Origin of the sequence: Microcoleus sp. PH2017_35_SFW_U_B, assembly GCF_020737865.1 — a bacterium.
Taxonomy (GTDB): Bacteria; Cyanobacteriota; Cyanobacteriia; order Cyanobacteriales; family Microcoleaceae; genus Microcoleus.
In genome coordinates, this window is sequence record NZ_JAEQDE010000021.1 from 286,270 (window position 1) to 305,208 (window position 18,939).

Annotated in this window: 12 protein-coding genes; 9 read left to right on the top strand and 3 right to left on the bottom strand. The window is 45.7% G+C overall.

The window, feature by feature from the left end:
* Nucleotides 1–52 precede the first annotated feature (52 nt).
* The gene (locus JGK36_RS02885; RefSeq protein ID WP_293175876.1) at nucleotides 53–1,543 is read left to right on the top strand and encodes a hypothetical protein; all 1,491 of its coding nucleotides are present in this window, start codon (nucleotides 53–55) and stop codon (nucleotides 1,541–1,543) included.
* 122 nt (nucleotides 1,544–1,665) lie between these two features.
* Nucleotides 1,666–2,079: a nuclear transport factor 2 family protein gene (locus tag JGK36_RS02890; protein WP_293175875.1), complete on the top strand. Its 414-nt coding sequence runs from the start codon at nucleotides 1,666–1,668 to the stop codon at nucleotides 2,077–2,079.
* Between the two features lie 367 nt (nucleotides 2,080–2,446).
* Here the strand turns inward: JGK36_RS02890 and JGK36_RS02895 are convergent, their stop codons facing one another.
* Nucleotides 2,447–3,115 (bottom strand): 2OG-Fe dioxygenase family protein, encoded by a 669-nt coding sequence (locus JGK36_RS02895; RefSeq protein ID WP_293195945.1) that lies wholly within the window; start codon nucleotides 3,113–3,115, stop codon nucleotides 2,447–2,449.
* Between the two features lie 84 nt (nucleotides 3,116–3,199).
* Here JGK36_RS02895 and JGK36_RS02900 point away from each other — a divergent pair, with 84 nt between their 5' ends.
* Nucleotides 3,200–3,325 (top strand): hypothetical protein, encoded by a 126-nt coding sequence (locus tag JGK36_RS02900; RefSeq protein ID WP_293175871.1) that lies wholly within the window; start codon nucleotides 3,200–3,202, stop codon nucleotides 3,323–3,325.
* Nucleotides 3,326–3,368: 43 nt separating this feature from the next.
* Here the strand turns inward: JGK36_RS02900 and JGK36_RS02905 are convergent, their stop codons facing one another.
* Both JGK36_RS02905 and JGK36_RS02910 read right to left on the bottom strand, forming a co-directional pair.
* Entirely contained in the window at nucleotides 3,369–4,130 is a 762-nt protein-coding gene (locus tag JGK36_RS02905; protein ID WP_293175869.1) for an aldolase/citrate lyase family protein, read from the bottom strand.
* 334 nt (nucleotides 4,131–4,464) lie between these two features.
* Nucleotides 4,465–4,977: a hypothetical protein gene (locus JGK36_RS02910; RefSeq protein ID WP_293175867.1), complete on the bottom strand. Its 513-nt coding sequence runs from the start codon at nucleotides 4,975–4,977 to the stop codon at nucleotides 4,465–4,467.
* 133 nt (nucleotides 4,978–5,110) lie between these two features.
* Between JGK36_RS02910 and JGK36_RS02915 the strand changes: the two genes are divergently transcribed.
* From JGK36_RS02915 to JGK36_RS02940, 6 genes are all read left to right on the top strand, one after another.
* Nucleotides 5,111–7,213: an FAD-dependent oxidoreductase gene (locus JGK36_RS02915; protein WP_293175865.1), complete on the top strand. Its 2,103-nt coding sequence runs from the start codon at nucleotides 5,111–5,113 to the stop codon at nucleotides 7,211–7,213.
* 411 nt (nucleotides 7,214–7,624) lie between these two features.
* Nucleotides 7,625–8,452 carry a type I methionyl aminopeptidase gene (gene map, locus JGK36_RS02920; RefSeq protein WP_293175863.1) on the top strand — a complete coding sequence of 276 codons (828 nt, stop codon included), beginning with the start codon at nucleotides 7,625–7,627 and terminating at the stop codon, nucleotides 8,450–8,452.
* Nucleotides 8,453–8,889: 437 nt separating this feature from the next.
* Nucleotides 8,890–9,582: a response regulator transcription factor gene (locus JGK36_RS02925; protein WP_293155027.1), complete on the top strand. Its 693-nt coding sequence runs from the start codon at nucleotides 8,890–8,892 to the stop codon at nucleotides 9,580–9,582.
* A 509-nt stretch (nucleotides 9,583–10,091) separates the two neighbouring features.
* Nucleotides 10,092–10,469 (top strand): hypothetical protein, encoded by a 378-nt coding sequence (locus JGK36_RS02930; protein WP_293175861.1) that lies wholly within the window; start codon nucleotides 10,092–10,094, stop codon nucleotides 10,467–10,469.
* A gap of 635 nt (nucleotides 10,470–11,104) precedes the next feature.
* The gene (locus JGK36_RS02935) at nucleotides 11,105–16,303 is read left to right on the top strand and encodes a hypothetical protein (RefSeq protein WP_293189623.1); all 5,199 of its coding nucleotides are present in this window, start codon (nucleotides 11,105–11,107) and stop codon (nucleotides 16,301–16,303) included.
* Nucleotides 16,304–16,856: 553 nt separating this feature from the next.
* Nucleotides 16,857–18,860, top strand: a complete 2,004-nt coding sequence (locus tag JGK36_RS02940; RefSeq protein WP_293195947.1) for an FdhF/YdeP family oxidoreductase — start codon at nucleotides 16,857–16,859, stop codon at nucleotides 18,858–18,860.
* Nucleotides 18,861–18,939: the final 79 nt, after the last annotated feature.

Genomic DNA, 18,939 nt, shown 5'->3' on the forward strand with positions numbered 1-18,939 from the left:
CAGACAGCAAAGCGAACAGAAACAGCCAACAATCCTATCTATCTATTCCCCGATGACAAACTCAGTTTTGATCGATCGTTTAGGTAACTGGAACCCGCAACTGCTGCGGGAACTTCGCGGTAGACTCAAACCCCACACAGTCATTGCAGCGGTCTCATTTTCGGTCATCTTCCAAATTATTTTACTGCTGATTGCCTCGCCAAATTCCCGCCTCTTTTCAGACGGCTGGCTGGACTTGTGGCAAATCATCACTTGGATGCTGCCCTATGTAACATTTACCCTCGGAAGTTATTGGATAGTCAACGACATCGGACAGGAACAGAAACGGGGAACTCTGAATTTTATTCGGCTGAGTCCGTGTCCGGCGTGGCAGATTCTGCTGGGTAAAATGCTGGGCGTTCCCGTACTGCTGTATATTTTCCTAGGGCTGATGGTTCCCCTGCACTGCTTGGCCGGCTTGCAAGCGGGGATTTCGCTGCCCCTGATTGCCAGCGTCTATCTGATGCTCGCACTTGGATGCGCTATATGCTACAGCGTAGTGATGCTCTGCGGGCTGGTAAGTGAAACACAGAGAACAGGGAACCCACCACAGGCAACAGCCTTTGGAGTTGGGGCGATCGCCTGTTGCGCGATCGCCCCATTGTACATGAGCTGGAACACCGCCATCACATGGCGGCCGCTGTTGGCGAATTCAGAAATATTCGGATACCCACATCCTGTTGTTTCGTGGTTTTTGCTCCCGATTAACAACATAGGTGTGGTGTCTCATACTTTTAGTTTAGTGGTGTTAGGCACTACTGCGTTTTTGCTGTGGCGAATATTGTTGCGGAATTTCAACAAACCTCGATCGACTGCGATCGGCAAACGGCAAAGTTATGCCATTTTAGCTGGTGTAGAAGTTCTCGCTCTAGGCTTTTTCCTACCCACAAGCGTGGTGGATGAGCAGAACGCCACCTTGGCAGCTATCTCGATGTACGTTTTGACCGTTATGCTGCTGCTGGTTTTAATGCTTGCTATCTGCCCTCAACGCCAAGCTTTATTAGAGTGGGTACGCTATGATTCTCCCGGCTGGCAAAGCTTAATTTGGTCGGATCGAAGCCCTCTGTTAGTGGCTGTTATTATCCATCTAATCGTAGCAAGTGCGCTGTTAGTACCTTGGCTATTTTGGATAGGTATCGGCACTAAAAAACTTGTAGAAACAGGTCTTTTAGTTCTGTGTACGACAAATACGATCTTAATATCCGCCACCTTCGTGCAACAAGTTTGTGCGACGAAAGTTCGCAATCCAATGGGATGGGCGAGCTGTGGATTCAGCATTTGGTTGCTCCTTGCTCCCGGAATGCTCCTATATTGGGAACTCATCCCCGATCGCATTCCTGCAACCGCCGCACTTTGGACGCTATTCGGCTATGGGTTTTGGCAGTTCTACAAACCAACAGCAATACCTTTTGTGGGATTGGGAATTCTTGCTCAATGGCTGTTTCTAGCATTTCTGCTGAGGAGATTTCAGAAAACTATGCAGAAATTAAAAGTAGGAACTTAGTACGATTTTAGATTTGGGATTGGGAACGATCGCAATTCGAGTTCTATACTAGGGCAATCCCAATTATTTCGCACAAATCGTAAGTCTAGCGGACTTCCTTCCAGTCACAAACAACAAAGCTTATGGAAACCAAACCACCTCTACCGCCCTTTACGCTAGAAACAGCAAAAGCCAAAGTTCAAGCTGCCGAAGATGCCTGGAATACCCGCGATCCCGAACGAGTAGCCCTAGCTTATACAGAAGATTCTGAGTGGAGAAACCGCGCGGAATTCTTCAGCGGACGGGAACAAATCAAAGCTTTTTTAACACGAAAATGGGCAAAAGAATTAGATTACCGTTTAAAGAAAGAACTGTGGAGTTTTACAGATAATCGGATTTCTGTCCGCTTCGAGTATGAATGGCATGATGATTCAGGCTACTGGTATCGCGCCTATGGAAACGAACAGTGGGAATTTGCCGAAAATGGGTTAATGCGAAGACGTGAAGCCAGCATTAATGATGTTCCAATTCTAGAGTCTGAACGCAAATTTCGATAACTCCTAAACCTATCCAAAGGTACGTAGTTGCGCTTCAGCGCTCTTAGGTACGTAGTTGCGCTTCAGCGCTCCAAAGGTACGTAGTTGCGCTTCAGCGCTCCAAAGGTACGTAGTTGCGCTTCAGCGCTCTTAGGTACGTAGTTGCGCTTCAGCGCTCCAAAGGTACGTAGTTGCGCTTCAGCGCTCTAAAGGTACGTAGTTGCGCTTCAGCGCTCCAAAGGTATAGCCTTTTTCAAAAAGTGAGGTATGACTGATACGTTATGTAACCAGTCCCGCTAAGAGGGCTGAAGCCCAACAACGTACCTCACCTTTCTGAGAACCGCTATAGTTGCGCTTTAGCGCTAAAGCGCAACAACATACCTCATCCTCAATCAGTAAGCAAACTAGGAGAAGTGATCACAAAGACATCCCTAGTTCCGACTCCTTCCACTTCCGGTTTAATCGGCGTAGTAAAGTGAAAAAACTCGTGATCGTTGACTAACAGCAATTCTCCCGGATGCAGAATTTTATTAAAAACAGGCTTCTCTTTCTTCGCCAAATACAAATGCGTTTCCCCGCCCACAATATTAGTGCGATCGACCGAGAAAATCGCGATAAAATCAGTACCGTCTTGGTGAATGCCTTCCGGTGCGGGGTTGCCGAAATTTTTCGGCGAACAACTCGTCCTGATTTGATGCACTCCGATTTCAGCTTCCGGGTGAATTTTGCATGAATCGAAGAAAGCAAAAATCAGTTGTTTGAAGTTATCGAGCGCAATTAGCCGATCGTCCAATTCAGCAAATTCCCGCCGGATGTCGCCCACCACCGGATTGTACTCTTTGCTTTGAAACAAATAGCCGTGAGGTAACTTAACTAACTCATTCCCGTTCACGACAAACCGCGACAATCTTCTCGAACGATACTTGCCTTTAATATAAGGATCTACAGGCATATCGTTAAAAAATGGCTTGAAACCTTCTAGCTTAATCGAGTTTACCTTCTTAAAAGTAAACATGAAAGCATAGTCCAAATGAATGGATTCTAATATGGTTTTCATGAATTATTCTCCTTTAAGCCTTGCTCCCCTCTTAAGTTTTGCCTTAAGAAGGTTTATACTTCTACTCTAGCTCAGGTTTTTTGAATGAGTCGTAAAAAATACTACAAAATTTGCAAAGATATCGTAAAGAAGGAAGAAGGAAGAGGGAAGAGGGAAGAGGGAAGAAGGAAGAGGGAAGAGGTAAAAAGACATACACAGCAAGCTTTTTAGCGATCGCTATTTCACATTTAATTAAGTGGATTTACTTAGCAAATTAATTCCGCACTGCTTTGACTAGCGACTGACAAGCCCGCAGGAAGACGGCAACATCGACCCCAACTGCAACGTACTGAACGCCAGCATCAATCCACTGCTTGGCGATTTCCGGGTTGTCGGCAAAAGTACCTGCTGCTTTACCTGCTTTGCGGATGGTTTGCACTGCTTCCTGCATCATGTCGATGACTCGCCGATCGCGAACTTGGCCCGGAATGCCGATCGACTGTGACAGATCGTAAGGCCCCAAAAAAATCACATCAATATGAGGGACTGTCACAATTTCTGCCAGGTTCTCGATGCCACCTTTACCTTCGATGTGAATCACCACCAAGGATTCTTCATTGAGTTTGTCCGTGATATCAACGCCCGCAGCAGTATAACGTCCCGCCCGCGTAGCGAAAGAAAGGCCGCGCGCGCCCAGAGGACTGTATTTAGCGCTTTTGACAGCGATTTCGGCATCGATTTTGCTTTCAATTTGAGGTATTTGAACCCCTGCGCTGCCGATGTCGAGAGCTCGTTGAATTTGTGGGCCGTCGTTTTTGCGGACGCGGACGATGGGTGCAATTCCGACGCAGTCGGCGGCGCGGCACAAATCTTCAGCCGCTAGCGGGTGCAGGGGGCCGTGTTCCATGTCGATGACGGCGAAATCAAATCCAGCATGACCGCAGATTTCCATGAATGCGGGATAGGCGCAGTTCATAAATAAGCCGAGGACTGTTTCGCCTTGTTTGATTTTTTGTTTGAGTTCGTTTTGACGCATAAGTTTGGAATTTTTAACCGCAGATGAACGGCGATTGACGCGGATTATTTTAAATCTTATAACGGGTGCATCTGGTTTTAGCAAATATATCCGTAGGGGCGAAGCATGACCGCAGTAAATATAAAATTATAACTAATAACTTATATGCGGTCATGCTTCTTCAGGCTTCAACAACCAGATGCACGCCTTATAGCTCAATACGGTTTACTTAAGATAGTCCGAAGAGAGGAACGAAGCAATCTCCGTATCTATTTCTCATCGGATTTTACCCCCAGGGCGCTATATCAGTAAACGGTATTGCCTTATAGCTCACAAAATCCCGCAACAAGTTACTTTATGTTAAGAGAATTGACATAAATTTTATAGCTGATTTTGCTTCTATTTTAAAAGGAATCAAACACAAAAGCCATGCAAAAATAAACATTCCTAATATCGGTAAAAATATTGGGCCCACAGAGGGTTCTACTAACCAAGCAAATAAAGCAAACATTCCAATACTGCCCGTTGTCCACAGCCAAAGAATCATAAATGCTAGGACTATTTTATGTAAAGTCAGCCTAATTTTGATGGAACAACCAAACGGTTGAGAATGGATATCTCCTTCGATAATTGGCAAAAATGAATTGCGGCCCGTGATGATGCGACTGATTTTGAAGGTATTGCCAGAAATTGTTCCTTCGTAAGGTTTTGCAGGTGGCGGGCCGAAGGGTAGAGTTACTCTAAAAAGTTTGGGAGGAGTGACAACTTCGTCCAACCTGTGCAAAACTTCCGAAAAAGTTAAACTTGTCGTAATTGTTAAACTCTCAAAAGGAATCAAAGATCTAAAAAATTTGACGATTTTAAGCATAAGGTTTATCCTGCTTTTATATAGTTGTTGATGGTATTTATGCCTCTTGTATAAAAAAGTTTGCCCTGACAACACGGCGAAATACCAGTATACTGCAAAATAAACATTTGGATGCGATGAGTGTTGTTCACTTATGTCTAAATTGATTCCACAATCTCCGATTAAACTGCGACGGTATCTATTTTCTTCGCTCAAAGGTCGATCGCTCGTCACCTTCACCCTCAGCCTGATTACCTCCCTCTCGGCTATTACCCCAGCCTTGGCTGCGCTTCCTCGCAATCCCGACAAAGAGGAAACTTGCGACATTCTCGTAGCCGGTGGCGGGCTAGCAGGTGCTGCTACCGCCTACGAAGGTTTGCTGGCGGGGCGCACCGTTTGCATCACCGAAATTACTGACTGGCTGGGCGGTCAAATTTCCTCCCAGGGAACCTCCGCACTAGATGAAAGAGACACTCAGCGATCGCTCTTATTTTACCCGCGCGGCTACCTAGAACTGCGGCAGCGCATCAAGGAACATTACGGGAGACTAAATCCCGGCGGCTGTTGGGTTAGCTATTCCTGTTTTATGCCCTACAACGGCCACAAAATTCTATCTGACATTTTGCAAGATGCCGCAGAAAAAGGCAAAGGGAAGCTGAAATGGTTTCCCAATACGGTGATTAAAGAACTAGCAGTTACTCCGGCCTCGGCGGGGAATGCGGTTGGGGGCCAACAGATTAAAAGTGCGATCGGCATTCAACACAAACCAGCCGCCAACACCCCGCCAATCAACACCGAAACTCTGTCTCAAACCATCGAAGATGCCTATCGCTACGAAAACTCGGCGCGATTTAACAAAACTATTATTCGGTTTACTTCCAAACCACCAAACCAGTCAAAATCCCAACCGAGAGGTGCAGATTGGTTCGTGGTAGATGCGACTGAAACAGGCGAATTAATCGGACTTGCCGATGTTCCCTACCGCCTGGGAATTGACCCGCGTTCTCCTCTGGAACCTTCCTCCGCCAGCCCCAACGGCGACACTTACTGCACCCAAGGTTTTACCTACACTTTTGCCATGGAGGCAACGAAGGAACCGCAGCAGCACCAACAGCCGTCTTTCTATCAACAATACGCTCCTTACTACAGTTATGAATTAGCGAGATTAGCTAGTTTTCCGCTAGTTTTTAGCTACCGCCAAATTAGGAGCATGAGACCGGATGAGCCGCGCCCTGCCGACCCGAAGCAATTCCCGATTTATCCTGGGGATATTTCCATGCAAAACTGGACGTGGGGGAATGATTACCGTCCCGGTTCTGCCGAGGATAATTTAATTTATTCTCGATCGCAATTGGCAGCAAACGGTCAACTGCAACCGGGTGGCTGGATGGGCGGTTTGCGCGCGGAAACTTTGCGCCGCGGTGAAGAGAATGCGAAAGGATATTTCTACTGGCTGGTAGCAGGAACCACTGACTCGCAATTAGGTAATGGAGTGAAAAAGCCTTATCCTAACAATCGCTTTTTGAGCGGCTTGGATTCGCCCATGGGGACGGTTCACGGACTTTCTAAGTATCCTTATATGCGGGAGGGGCGGCGGATTATTGGGCGGCCGACTTTTACTCAACCTCAAGGTTTTACGGTGTGGGAAGTTGATATGTCTCGCAATGATTTTAAGACGGATTTTTACCGCCAGAATTTGTCGGAACAAGAGTATCGCAATTTGTGGCTGGCTTTGGGAGGCTTGAATGCGCCGGCTTTGGCTGTGGGAATTCAGTCTGTTGAGGAGACAAAATCGCGATCGCGCGCCACGATTTATCCTGATAGTGTAGGTATCGGTCATTATGCGATCGACTTTCACCCCTGCATGACCAACAGCCCGCCAGAAGCACCGGGAAACACCGAACGCGAAGGCACTCGCAAAGGTCAAGGATCGGCTTATCCGTTCCAAATTCCCCTGCGGGCAATGATTCCTCAGAAGATTGACAATATGTTAGTGGCGGGTAAAAGTATTGCTGTCAGCCACACGGCAGCGGCTGCTTATCGAGTGCATTCCTTTGAATGGTCTGCTGGGGCTGCTGCGGGAGTTACGGCTGCTTTTTCCCTAGAAAAGGGGATTTTACCCTATGAATTGGTGGACGAATTGCCCTCCCGCGAGCCAAATTTGGAGGCGTTGCAGTTGCGGTTGCAGCAAAATAAGAATCCGATCGCATTTCCGGGTACTTCTATCTTCAATAGTTCGTGGCAAAACTGGAAATAAATAAGAAGTCATTAGTCAGTTGTCATTAGTCAGAAGGAAGAGGGAAGAAGGAAAAAAGAGGATTGTTCCCATTCTCCCCCTGTCCCCCCCCTCCCCCCCCCCCCCCCCCCCCCCCCCCCCCCCCCCCCCCCCCCCCCCCCCCCCCCCCCCCCCCCCCCCCCCGCTAAAGGACAAGCGATCGACAGCTCGGAACAACAAACCCGTTTTTCCCCAAAAAACCCAATATTTGCCGTTTTTTGCTTTTATAGCAATCGCCCCAGCGATGAGGACATAAATAACCTCATGAATAGAGCCTCCTAACCCATAGCATCAACGGTTTGATTTCCTGACTGTGCAACTGTCAACTGTCCACTGTCAACTGTCCACTGCTATACCCGCCCTCAAATCACAAAATTACCTGACATTCAATACATGAATATTTTTAGCAGTCTGCTTTCTGGCCCAACTAAAGAACCCCAAGTCACAAAACAGCGTCGAGGCATTGAAATTAAGTCTGAACGCGAAATCGAAATAATGCGGCAAGCAGCGAAAATTGTCGCCACGGTTCTGAAAGAAATTTCTCAACTTGTAAAACCGGGAATGACTACTGCTGATTTGGATGTTTATGCCGAAAGACGCATCCGTGAAATGGGTGCAACTCCGAGTTTTAAAGGTTATCACGGTTTTACTGGTTCAATTTGTTCTAGCATTAATAACGAAGTTGTTCACGGCATCCCCAGCCCTAAAAAAGTAATTCGATCCGGAGATGTTCTCAAAGTAGATACGGGAGCATATTATCAAGGTTTTCACGGCGATTCTTGCATCACGATCGCAGTTGTGGAAGTGACACCGGAATCGGCAAAATTAATTAGAGTTGCAGAAGAAGCTCTCTATAAAGGTATCGAACAAGTCAAGGCTGGTGCTTATTTGCTCGATCTCGCTGGTGCGATCGAAGATCATGTCAAAAGCAACGGTTTTAGCATTGTTGAGGAGTTTACAGGCCACGGTGTCGGGCGCAATTTGCACGAGGAACCGTCGGTTTTCAATTTCCGCACCCGCGAAATGCCTAACGTGAAATTGCGATCGGGTATGACATTGGCGATCGAACCGATTTTGAATGCAGGTTCTAAGTACACTCGGACGCTTGCTGACAAGTGGACTGCTGTAACGGTTGACAATGCTATGTCTGCTCAGTTCGAGCATACTGTGTTGGTGACGGATACCGGTTATGAAATTTTGACCGATCGTTCAAAAGTTTAATTGGGAAGGCTTTAAGAATAGACAAGATTTTCAACAGTTGACAGTTGACAGTTGAAGAACGACCTCTACCTTTAAGTCCGAGGATTGGAATAATCAATAGTCTGATTTTAATTCCTCCCGATCGGGCTTTCAACCAATTCTTTCTGGTAAAAGTCTTTTTGATCAATTTTTCGGGCGACGATCTGAGCATCGTCCCACAACAATCATTTTTGTGGGACGACGATCTGGAGAATCGCCCCAGAAAAAATGATTGTTGTGGGATGGGCCGGAAAGCCAGTCCTAACTATTTTTGTAATCTTGTCTGTTGGATCGAAACCCAACTCAAAACTTTTGAGTTTAATCGCAATTTTTGGAGTTGCTTCTATAGATGGAGTGAAAAAATAGTTGAATTCGGCTAAATTAAAAGATAATAGTGGTAAAACGTAAGGGTAAGGGATATGTCAGCAAGACTATTATTGGTAGATGATGAACCGGGCTTGCGGGAAGCAGTACAAGCTTATTTGGAAGATAGCGATTTTTCGGTTGAGGTTGCCAGTAATGCTCGGGATGGCTGGGAACTCTTGCAGCAGATGAATCCGGATTTGGTGATTTCAGATATTATGATGCCGCAGGTGGACGGCTATCAGTTTCTCAAGCAAGTGCGGGAAGATCCTCGCTATAAGGCTTTGCCGGTGGTGTTTTTGACGGCTAAGGGGATGACTGGCGATCGCATTCAAGGCTATCAAGCAGGCTGCGATGCTTATCTTTCTAAACCCTTCGATCCCGACGAGTTAGTGGCAATTGTCACGAATTTGCTCGCCCGCCGCGCGGCGGCTAAGGAGACGGGCGGCAATGCTGAAAGTCCTGATATTGCTGCTTTGGCCAGCCAAATGGCGAGAATTGAGTCTTTGCTAAGCGGGCGGAGTGCGATCGTCCAAAGTAGTTCGTCGGTTAAAATTGATTTGACTCCGCGAGAGCAAAGTGTTTTGGATTTGGTTGCTCAAGGTTTGATGAATAAGGAAATTGCCCGCCGCTTGGAAACTAGCGTGCGGAATGTGGAAAAGTACGTCAGCCGTTTGTTTAGCAAAACTGGTACTAACAGCCGTACTGAGTTGGTTCGCTACGCTCTCGAACACGGTTTGACTAAGTAGCAACCGTCTCGATTTTGCTGGTGGCTCTTCCTCGCCACTCTGCATTACCAGACTCTTCCTGGTAACGAGAATTCTGTCCAATCAATCAAGGTACGTAGTTGGGCTTCAGCCCTCTTTAGATATATAGCCTTTCGAGCGAAAGATGAGGTATGCCGATGTATGCTGCAACCCTTACGATGTCAAGCTTTTTCTCACAAAATTGCTCCGCGAACCTTTTAGAGAAAGGCTATATGTCCCAAGAGGGCTAAAGCCCAACTACGTACCTATTTACCCTCCTTTCCAAAATTACTTACAGGAAAACCTGATTGTTTAAGAGTTTTCAAGTAATCAATAGAAACGGGAAGAGTTAGCCGGATACCCTCCGTCAGGCAAACTTGCCCCGAAGTGTCACATATCGGGTATATTTTCTCGAAAATAAGCGACGATTAAATAATAGCAGCGCAGTCAAGTAGCGGCCGATGTTTAAATTTATAGCAGCACCAAAATTTAGTTGATACTAGGAGGAGATTATGAGGAAAAGCACGGCGCGACAAACGATAAGTGCAATGGTAGCACTGCCGATCGTACTAATTGCCAATAACACTCAAGTTTTAGCTACTGATACCGGTCAGAAAATCGAGCCAAACAAGCAAGTTTCTAATTTAGGTGATGAGCTTGATTTAGAGATGGCGGCACCAACCACAACAATCCTCATTGAAGAAAGCGAAGATTGGGATCGACCTGATTTTTCAGCTACTAATTTAGATATGGAGATTGATAAAATTCTGATCGAAAATGCGATCGAAAATGTGCAAGTTGTCATTGAGGAACCGCCGCCCGTAGTTTATCTCAGTGCGGCGAGGGGCCAGCAAAGCAGGGAATGCAAGATTTCAGCCGTTTGCGAATAACTGCATCAGATTTGTGGGATTTTTGGCGATTCCCTACGGGATAGCTACGCTTCACGACTTTTTTGCTCGGGAGAATGTGAGCCACCGAGGGTAAAAAAAATCAGTAAAATCCGGTTGATTTTCCTGAGATTATGATAATAACAGAGTATGTATTTCTTCGGGTATGTTTTAAGGGCGATCGGCTAATATAATCGGACAGTTTCAGAGCTGAGGTACGGGCAGCTAAAAACAAGGTACGTTGTTGGGCTTTAGCCCTAAGAGTTTAATTGGTTATATAAGCTGTCAGGCATACCTCATCTTTTTGAGAAAGGCTATATTTATTATATCGTTGACCGTTGCATAGGAATGATTTAACCGCAGAGAACACAGAGGACACAGAGAGAGAATAGAACTCTGAATAATTGTGATGTTAGAGGCTACTCCCGAATCCGATCCCCCCTAACCCCCCTTAATAAGGGGGGGGGACAAGAAATATCCTCAAAGTCCCCCTTCTTAAGGGGGATTTAGGGGGATCGAGATATATGCAACTTCACATTAAATTGGTATCAACAGTCAACTGTCAACTGTCAACTGTCAACTGTCAACTATCAACTGTCAACTGAAAGCATCTATATCTATCAGGATTTTCAAATATTATGGTTAATTCGCACTGCCACCAAGACACCGCAGCAGAGCAAAATAAAAGTGCGCTGCAAACTCTCTCCCGGACTCTTTCAATGTCTCAGGGGCAATTTTCGCTGATTTTGGTGCGGTGCAATTACAGTGCGATGCGAGAACAAACTGTACGGCAATTGCGGCAGCAGTCTGGTGTCGAGATTCGAGAAATTGTCCTCCCGAAATCTGTTAAAACTCTGTACACGACGATAGAAACCGAACTTGAAGGCAGCCAGCCTCAAGCTTTAATGGTGTTTGGATTGGAATCGGTAAGTGCGATCGATCGCGTACTGACATCTACCAACTACGTCAGGGAAGAATTTCGCAATAATTTTCCCTTCCCAGTGGTGCTGTGGGTGACAGACAAAATCTTAAAAAAACTGATTCGGTTAGTCACAGATATCGAGACTTGGACGACAAGTGTTGAATTTGTGCTGGGCCCAGACGAGTTGGTGGATTTTTTGGGCAAAAGTTGCGATCGCATTTTTGCTAAGATTTTAGAAAGCGGCAAATGGCGTTTAAGTAACTCTGCCATTCTCGGAGCCAATTCTTTAGCTGAATTAGAGTCGGCGAGACAAGACTTGCAAACTTGCAACATCAGGTTAGAACCAGCTATTGAAGCAAGCTTGCAATTTATTCGCGGTCGAGACGAATATGCTGGTCATCGCATCCATGCAGCTCTTGAATTGTATCAAAAAAGTCTCAGTTTTTGGAAGTATCAAGTAGCATTTATCGGCCCAAAAACAGAATTTAGCGATTTATTATTTACCGTTCACCCTGCACCAGTATTAGAGGGAATTCTAGTATTTCACATCGGTCTTTGCTACCGTTTTCAAGCAGAAAAACACCGCAGTGGCAACCGTCCTTACTGGACGGAAGCTAAAAATTATTTTCAGCAATGTATTGATGTTATAGAACGTGCGGGACAGCCGGATGCCGTCGGTATATTCATCAATCAACTCGGCGAAGTATTGCAGCATTTAGAAGATTGGGATGCACTCTGGAATTTAGCTATCAAAGCTCGGAGGTTACATGAAAATATGGAAAACTCAACAGTTAATTTGGCTCAAGATTACGGCTTTTTGGCTAGAGTAGCCTTAGAGCAAAAGAATTGGCAAGGGGCGAAAGAATGGGCTTTAGTCGCCCTACAAGCTCTCAACTCAAAATTTGAAGCGACGGGACACGCAACGCCTCTAACATCGCAGCATCTAGGCTTATATCTGTTAATTTTAGCAGAGGCTCAGAGCGAGTTGGGCGAGATTGAGGAGGCGATCGCACATTTAGAGCTAGCTCGATCGCAAACCGAACCTTGCTACAACCCGCAACTGTATTTGCGGGTTTTAGAAATGCTGCGAGGATTCTATTTTCAGCGGGGAGAATATCTCAAAGCATTTCAGCTTAAGCAAGATTATCGAGCGGTAGAACATACGTATCGCTTCCGAGCTTTTATTGGAGCCGGAAAATTGCAGCCACACAGAGAAGCGATTAATCCCGCCGAAACAGTTGCCGCCGCTCCTACTATTGCTGACGAAATTACCGCTTCCGGTAGAGAAGCAGACCTCAATCGCTTGATATATAGGATGAACAATACCCCGGACAAACTGACAGTAATTTACGGTCAGTCTGGAGTTGGCAAAAGTTCAATTGTCACCGGGGGATTAGTGCCGGCTCTCAAGCAAAAAAAGATCGAAATGCGGACTGTTTTGCCTGTAGTGCTGCAAGTTTACAACAACTGGCCGCGGGAATTGACCAGACAGTTATCTGCCGGGAAAGCTGAAATATTCGATCGCGACATTTTCGATGCAGTACCGGGATCGGCTTCGGGAGATTTGAGCGCAGCAGGCGCAGCCAACGGCAATCTGCGGCAGGAATTTAACGGCGGCTCGGTTGGAGTAAATCAGGATCGGATTGAGCAGTCACAGCCTGTAGAAGTAATTGTCGAAAAACAGGCGATCGAATATGAGAAAATCATCAAAGAGTTGCAAACAAACTCAGAACATCTAGTAACTGTTCTGATATTTGACCAATTTGAAGAATTCTTTTTCGTGTGGAAAGAGCCTGCGGAAAGACAGATATTCTTTGATTTTTTGCGGGAATGCTTGACAATCAAGTATTTAAAAGTCGTCCTGTCTTTGCGGGAAGATTACCTGCACTATTTGCTGGAATTTTCCCGACCCAAAAACCCAACAAAATTTATCAACAATGATATTTTAGCGGACGTTCTCAGCAAAGATATTCTGTTTTATTTGGGTAATTTTTCCCAGGGCGATGCGCGAGCGGTAATTCGCACTTTAACTGAACGATCGCAGTTTTACTTAGAACCGGAGCTGATCGAAGAATTAGTCAAAGATTTAGCTGGAGAATTGGGAGAAGTCCGCCCGATCGAACTGCAACTTGTGGGCGCTCAACTCCAACAAGAGGACATTAGAACTTTAACTCAATATCAGGAACTGGGCAACAGTCCCCAACAAAAATTAGTCGAAAGATTTCTCGAAGAAGTCATCAAAGATTGCGGGCCAGAAAATGAAGGGGCTGCTCGCCGAATATTGTATTTTCTCACAGATGAAGATGAGATTCGCCCCCTGAAAACCCGCGCCGAATTAGCCTCCGATCTAGCGATATTTGCAGCCACTGATAAATTAGATTTAGTCTTAGAACTGTTAGTCAAATCCGGTTTAGTTTTTCGGTGGACTGAACTGCCGGCAGAGCTTTATCAGCTCGTTCACGACTATCTAGTTAGCTTCATCCGCCAGCAGCAGGAATTAGATAAAAAAGCAGAATTTGAGGAACTACGCAAGCAAAACCAAATTAACCGAGATGAAATTGAACAAATTCGTAAAGACAGAGAGCGAGATGCTTTGCTGTCGGAAGCTAGAGACAACCAGCGCTTAGCTAGAGACAAACAGCACCAAGCGGAAGCTCAACTTTATCAAACTCGGAGATGGCAATTGCGGGCGGCGATTCTAGGAGTGCTGGTACTCGGAGGTGTTTCTTGGATAGGATTCGAGCAAGCAAAATTAGCAGAAAGCGCGCGGCAAGAAGCAGAAACAAGTCGGACTGATGCCCTAAATTCCGCATCGGAGGCTTTGGTGCTTTCTAATGAAAAAAATCAATTAGGAGTGTTGGAAAATAGTATCAAAATCGGTCGCGATTCTCTGAAAAGTACGGCGCTGCCTGTGGATACTAAAAATAAGATTGCTGAGAGGCTCAGACAAGCAGTTTCGGGGGTGCAAGAACGCAACCGTTTTGAGCAGCACAGCAAGTTTGTTTTGGATGTGAGTGTGAGTCCAGATGGCAATTCAGTTGCTTCGGCAAGTGCTGACAAAACGGTTAAATTGTGGAGCAAAGAAGGTAAGTTATTAAAGACTTTCAAGCACGGCGATAGCGTGACGAGTGTTAGTTTTAGCCCGGATGGGAAAACGATCGCAACTGGTGGCGCCGATCGCACAATTAAAATTTGGCAAGTGGATAACGACAAAAGTGCGATCGTAACTTTATCCGGCCACACCAAAATTGTTACCAGCGTCAGTTTCAGCCCCGACGGCAAAACCCTAGCTTCCGGGAGTCACGACAACACCGTCAAAATCTGGAACCTGGAAACAAAAAAATTGCTGCAAACCTTAACCAAACACAAAGACTGGGTGCTCGGCGTCAGTTTCAGCCCCGACGGCAAAACAATTGCGACCGCAAGTGTTGACAAAACTATCAAACTTTGGAATCGCAAAGGTAAAACCCAGAAATTTCAAATTAATCCCAAAACATTAACCAAACATTCTGACATTGTTTACAGCGTGAAGTTCAGTCCCGACAGCCAACAAATCGTCTCAGCCAGTGCCGACACCACAGCCAAAATTTGGAATCGAAAGGGTGAGGAAATCAAAACTCTCAAAGGACACAACGACGGAGTTGTCAGCGCGAGTTTCAGTCGCGACGGCGAAAAAATAGTTACAGGCAGCGCCGACGATACCGTAAAAATTTGGAGTCGCAGCGGCAATTTGCTCAACACTTTTCGAGGACATCAAGACGACGTGAGGGCCGTAACTTTCAGCAGCGACGGCACGATTGCTTCCGCCAGCAAGGACAAGATGGTGAAACTTTGGCAACCAAACAGCACTCCGTTGAATAAGATTTTATCCGGGCATGGAGATTGGGTTTATAAAGTCAGTTTTAGTGGGGACGGCAAAACAATTGCATCTGCTAGTGGCGATAATACGGTAAGACTTTGGCGCCCTGATGGGAGTTTAATCAAAACCTTAACAGACCACAAGGATTCTGTTACCTGGACGAGCTTTTCGCCAGACAATAAAACTGTGGCTTCTGCCAGCGATGACAAAACCGTGAAAGTCTGGAGTTTAAACGGGAAACTGTTAGATACCCTGCGTCATAGTGGCCTTGTGAGAAGCGTGAGTTTTAGTCCAGATGGCAAGATAATTGCCGCCGCCAGTGCCGATCGCAAATTGTATCTCTGGCGCTGGAACGGTACTAAAGCAACAATGCTTGCAAAACTCGATCACAGCAATCCAGTAATTAGCGTTAGTTTCAGCCCTGACGGCAAAACAATTGCTACTGCTACCGCTGCTGAGAATAAAGCAAGTGAAACACAAAATGATGCTGAAATGGCTGGAGAAAAGAGAGTTTACCTCTGGCAATTTAACGGTACATCGGCGAAGATGCTGAAATCTCTCGATCACGCAGACAGTGTAAGAAATGTCAGTTTCAGTCCAGATGGTAAGACTATTGCTGCTGGTTGTGCTGACAAAAAAGTTTACTTGTGGGCTTTTGATGGTAAGACAGCTAATTTAACTGAAAAACTGAACCACAGCGATACTGTGGAAAGCGTGAGTTTCAGCGCAGACGGCAAATTGATTGCGGCAGCGAGTGCGGGAAATACTGTTAAGCTGTGGAATTTTGACGGCAAGAAGGCGCTGCTATCGAAGACTTTGGAATCGAGCGATCGGGTGTTGAGCGTTACTTTTAGTTCTGACAGCAAAACTCTGGGTTTTGCTAGCAGGGATCGGACTGTAATTCTGTTACCTGTGGAGAATTTGGAGCTAAATAATATTATTGCTCGGAGTTGCGAGTGGTTGGGGGATTATTTACAGAATGACCCAAATGTCGCTGAGGGCGATCGATTGCTTTGTCTTGGGTTTGGCAAGCAGGCGTTAAATAAGAAGAAGTAAAGCTACAGGTACGTAGTTGCGCTTCAGCGCTCTTAAGGTACGTAGTTGCGCTTCAGCGCTCTTTGGTACGTAGTTGCGCTTCAGCGCTCTTAAGGTACGTAGTTGCGCTTCAGCGCTCTTAAGGTACGTAGTTGCGCTTCAGCGCTCTTTCATAAGTAACCAGGCAAAATTCAGAAATACTCTTTACGCTTGTAAGCATTTCAAGCAAAATCCCGTACAATTAATTCGGAACTACTATTTATAGCAAAGAGCGCTCAAGCGCAACAACGTACCTTTAAGAAATCTATCTAGCAAAATCTCGTACAATTAATTCGGAACTACTATTTATAGCAAAGAGCGCTCAAGCGCAACAACGTACCTTTAAGAAATCTATCTAGCAAAATCCCGTACAATTAATTCGGAACTACTATTTATAGCAAAGAGCGCTCAAGCGCAACAACGTACCTTTAAGAAATCTATCTATTGACTAATTTATGGGCTGTAAATTTGCGGTAAATTATAGTAATAAACTTAACTGTACATCAATTCGCAATTCAAACAAAAAATAAACCGTATGGACACCAACTCCCAAAATATCCAACCCGTTCCGCCATTTAGCGACAAAAATGACGAAACGCCAGACATCGGCGGCGGTTTGCCCATAATTGAATATTGGGCAAAGCATACTTTGTCGCCGGAAGGCCCGAAACTTTGGCAAACTTTGCTGCACAAAAGTGCTTGTTTGTCCTGTGCTTGGGGCACTGGCGGGCAGAAAGGAGGCTTTACGAATGAAGATGGCGAAAAACTTCAGCGGTGTATGAAAAGTGTTGAAGCAATTTCGGCTGAAATTAAACCTGCTATCTCGACTAACTATTTTCAACAGCACAGTATTGCAGAACTCCAACCATTAACTTCCAGGGAAGCAGATAGGCTGGGAAGGTTGAGTTTTCCGATGATTTTGCGGGCTGGTGCATCTCATTACGATCGCATTTCATGGCAAGAAGTCTATGAAATTGCCGAGGCTGGATTTCGTAAAAGCCCGCAACGAGTAGCTTCTTATAGTTCGGGTCGCTCTTCCAACGAGGCGGCTTTTCTGCTGCAATTGTTGATGAGGGCGATCGGCTCTAACAACTTAGCAGATTGTTCAGATTTGTGCCACGCTCCCTCGACCACCGGGTTAAAGGAAATGTTTAGCACCGGCACCTCCATAGTCAGTTTAGAAAACTTAAAGCAAGCAGATTGCGTCGTACTCGCGGGTAGCAATTCTTCCTACAACCATCCCCGATTGATGAACGAATTAATTAAAATCCGCGAACAAGGCGGTAAAATAATTGTCATCAATCCAGTGATGGAAATCGGTTTAGTCAAGTTTGCTTCTCCAGCATTTCCCCTCAAATCTCTCGTCCCAGGTTCCGAGATTTCGTCGCTCTACTTGCAGCCAATTCCCGGCAGTGATACAGCCCTATTTGTCGGGATTCAAAAAGCTGTAATTGAACAAGGATTGCTCGATGAAGAATATTTGCAATCTTATACAGAAAACTGGGAAGCAGTAGTGCAACACGCCCGTGAAACCGACTGGAAAACTATTACTCAAACCTGCGGAGTTTCTCAACCAGAAATTGAGGCAGCAGCCAAAATAATCGGCAATTCCAAGCGAGTTGTCTTCGGTTGGGCGATGGGAATTACTCAACAACAGAATGCCGTAGATAATATTTTCAGCATCGCCAATACAGCTTTGATGACGGGAAATGTCGGCAAAGTCGGGGCGGGATTATTGCCGGTGAGAGGACACTCAAACGTCCAAGGATTCGGCTCTATGGGCGTGACTGTGAAGCTGAAAAAAGAAGTTCAAGCCGCTCTCGAAAAGCTGTTGGGGCGTCCCCTGAGCCGTGTTAAGGGTTATGAAACTCGATCGCTCATTGAAGCAGCAGATGCAGGCAAAGTCGATACGCTAATCTGTTTGGGCGGCAACTTGTACGGCGCCAACCCAGATTTAACTGAAGCCAAACGCGCTTTAGGCAAGATTGAAACCATTATTTACCTCGCCACCAAACCAAACTTAGGACATTTTAGCGGATTAGCAAAGCACAATACAATTGTTCTGCCGGTGCTGAATCGCTTTGAAAATCCCCACAAGACAACGGTAGAATCGGGTAATAATTTTGTGCGCTTCAATGATGAAGGTGAAACTCATCTCAAAGATGCTGATTTGATTTCTGAAGTGCATTTCTTGACAGAATTGGCTGCCAGAATTCACGGCACTTATCCGGTAGACTGGCGCCAGCTTCAAGATACCAAGTACGTGCGGCAATTGATTGCTCAAACCATTCCCGGCTATGAAAAAATCGCAACAATTGATGAAACTAAAGAGGAATTTACCATCAGCGGGCGGATTTTTACCGAACCCAAATTTCCCACTGATTCTGGCAAAGCCAAGATGTTTGTCACGCCTTTACCAGTGCTAAAATTACCCGAAATAAAGGATTTTGGTGCATCGAAATCGGTGCGGGGTTTAGTTGTGGCATTGATGACGGGACGCAGTTATTCTCAGCACAATACCAGGGCTATTTCATTCTAAACAGCTTCTTCAAAACGTCTAGACCATAGCCAGCGAGCCGTTGTGCCTGTGCCATATTTGTTTCTCCAGCTTCTCGATA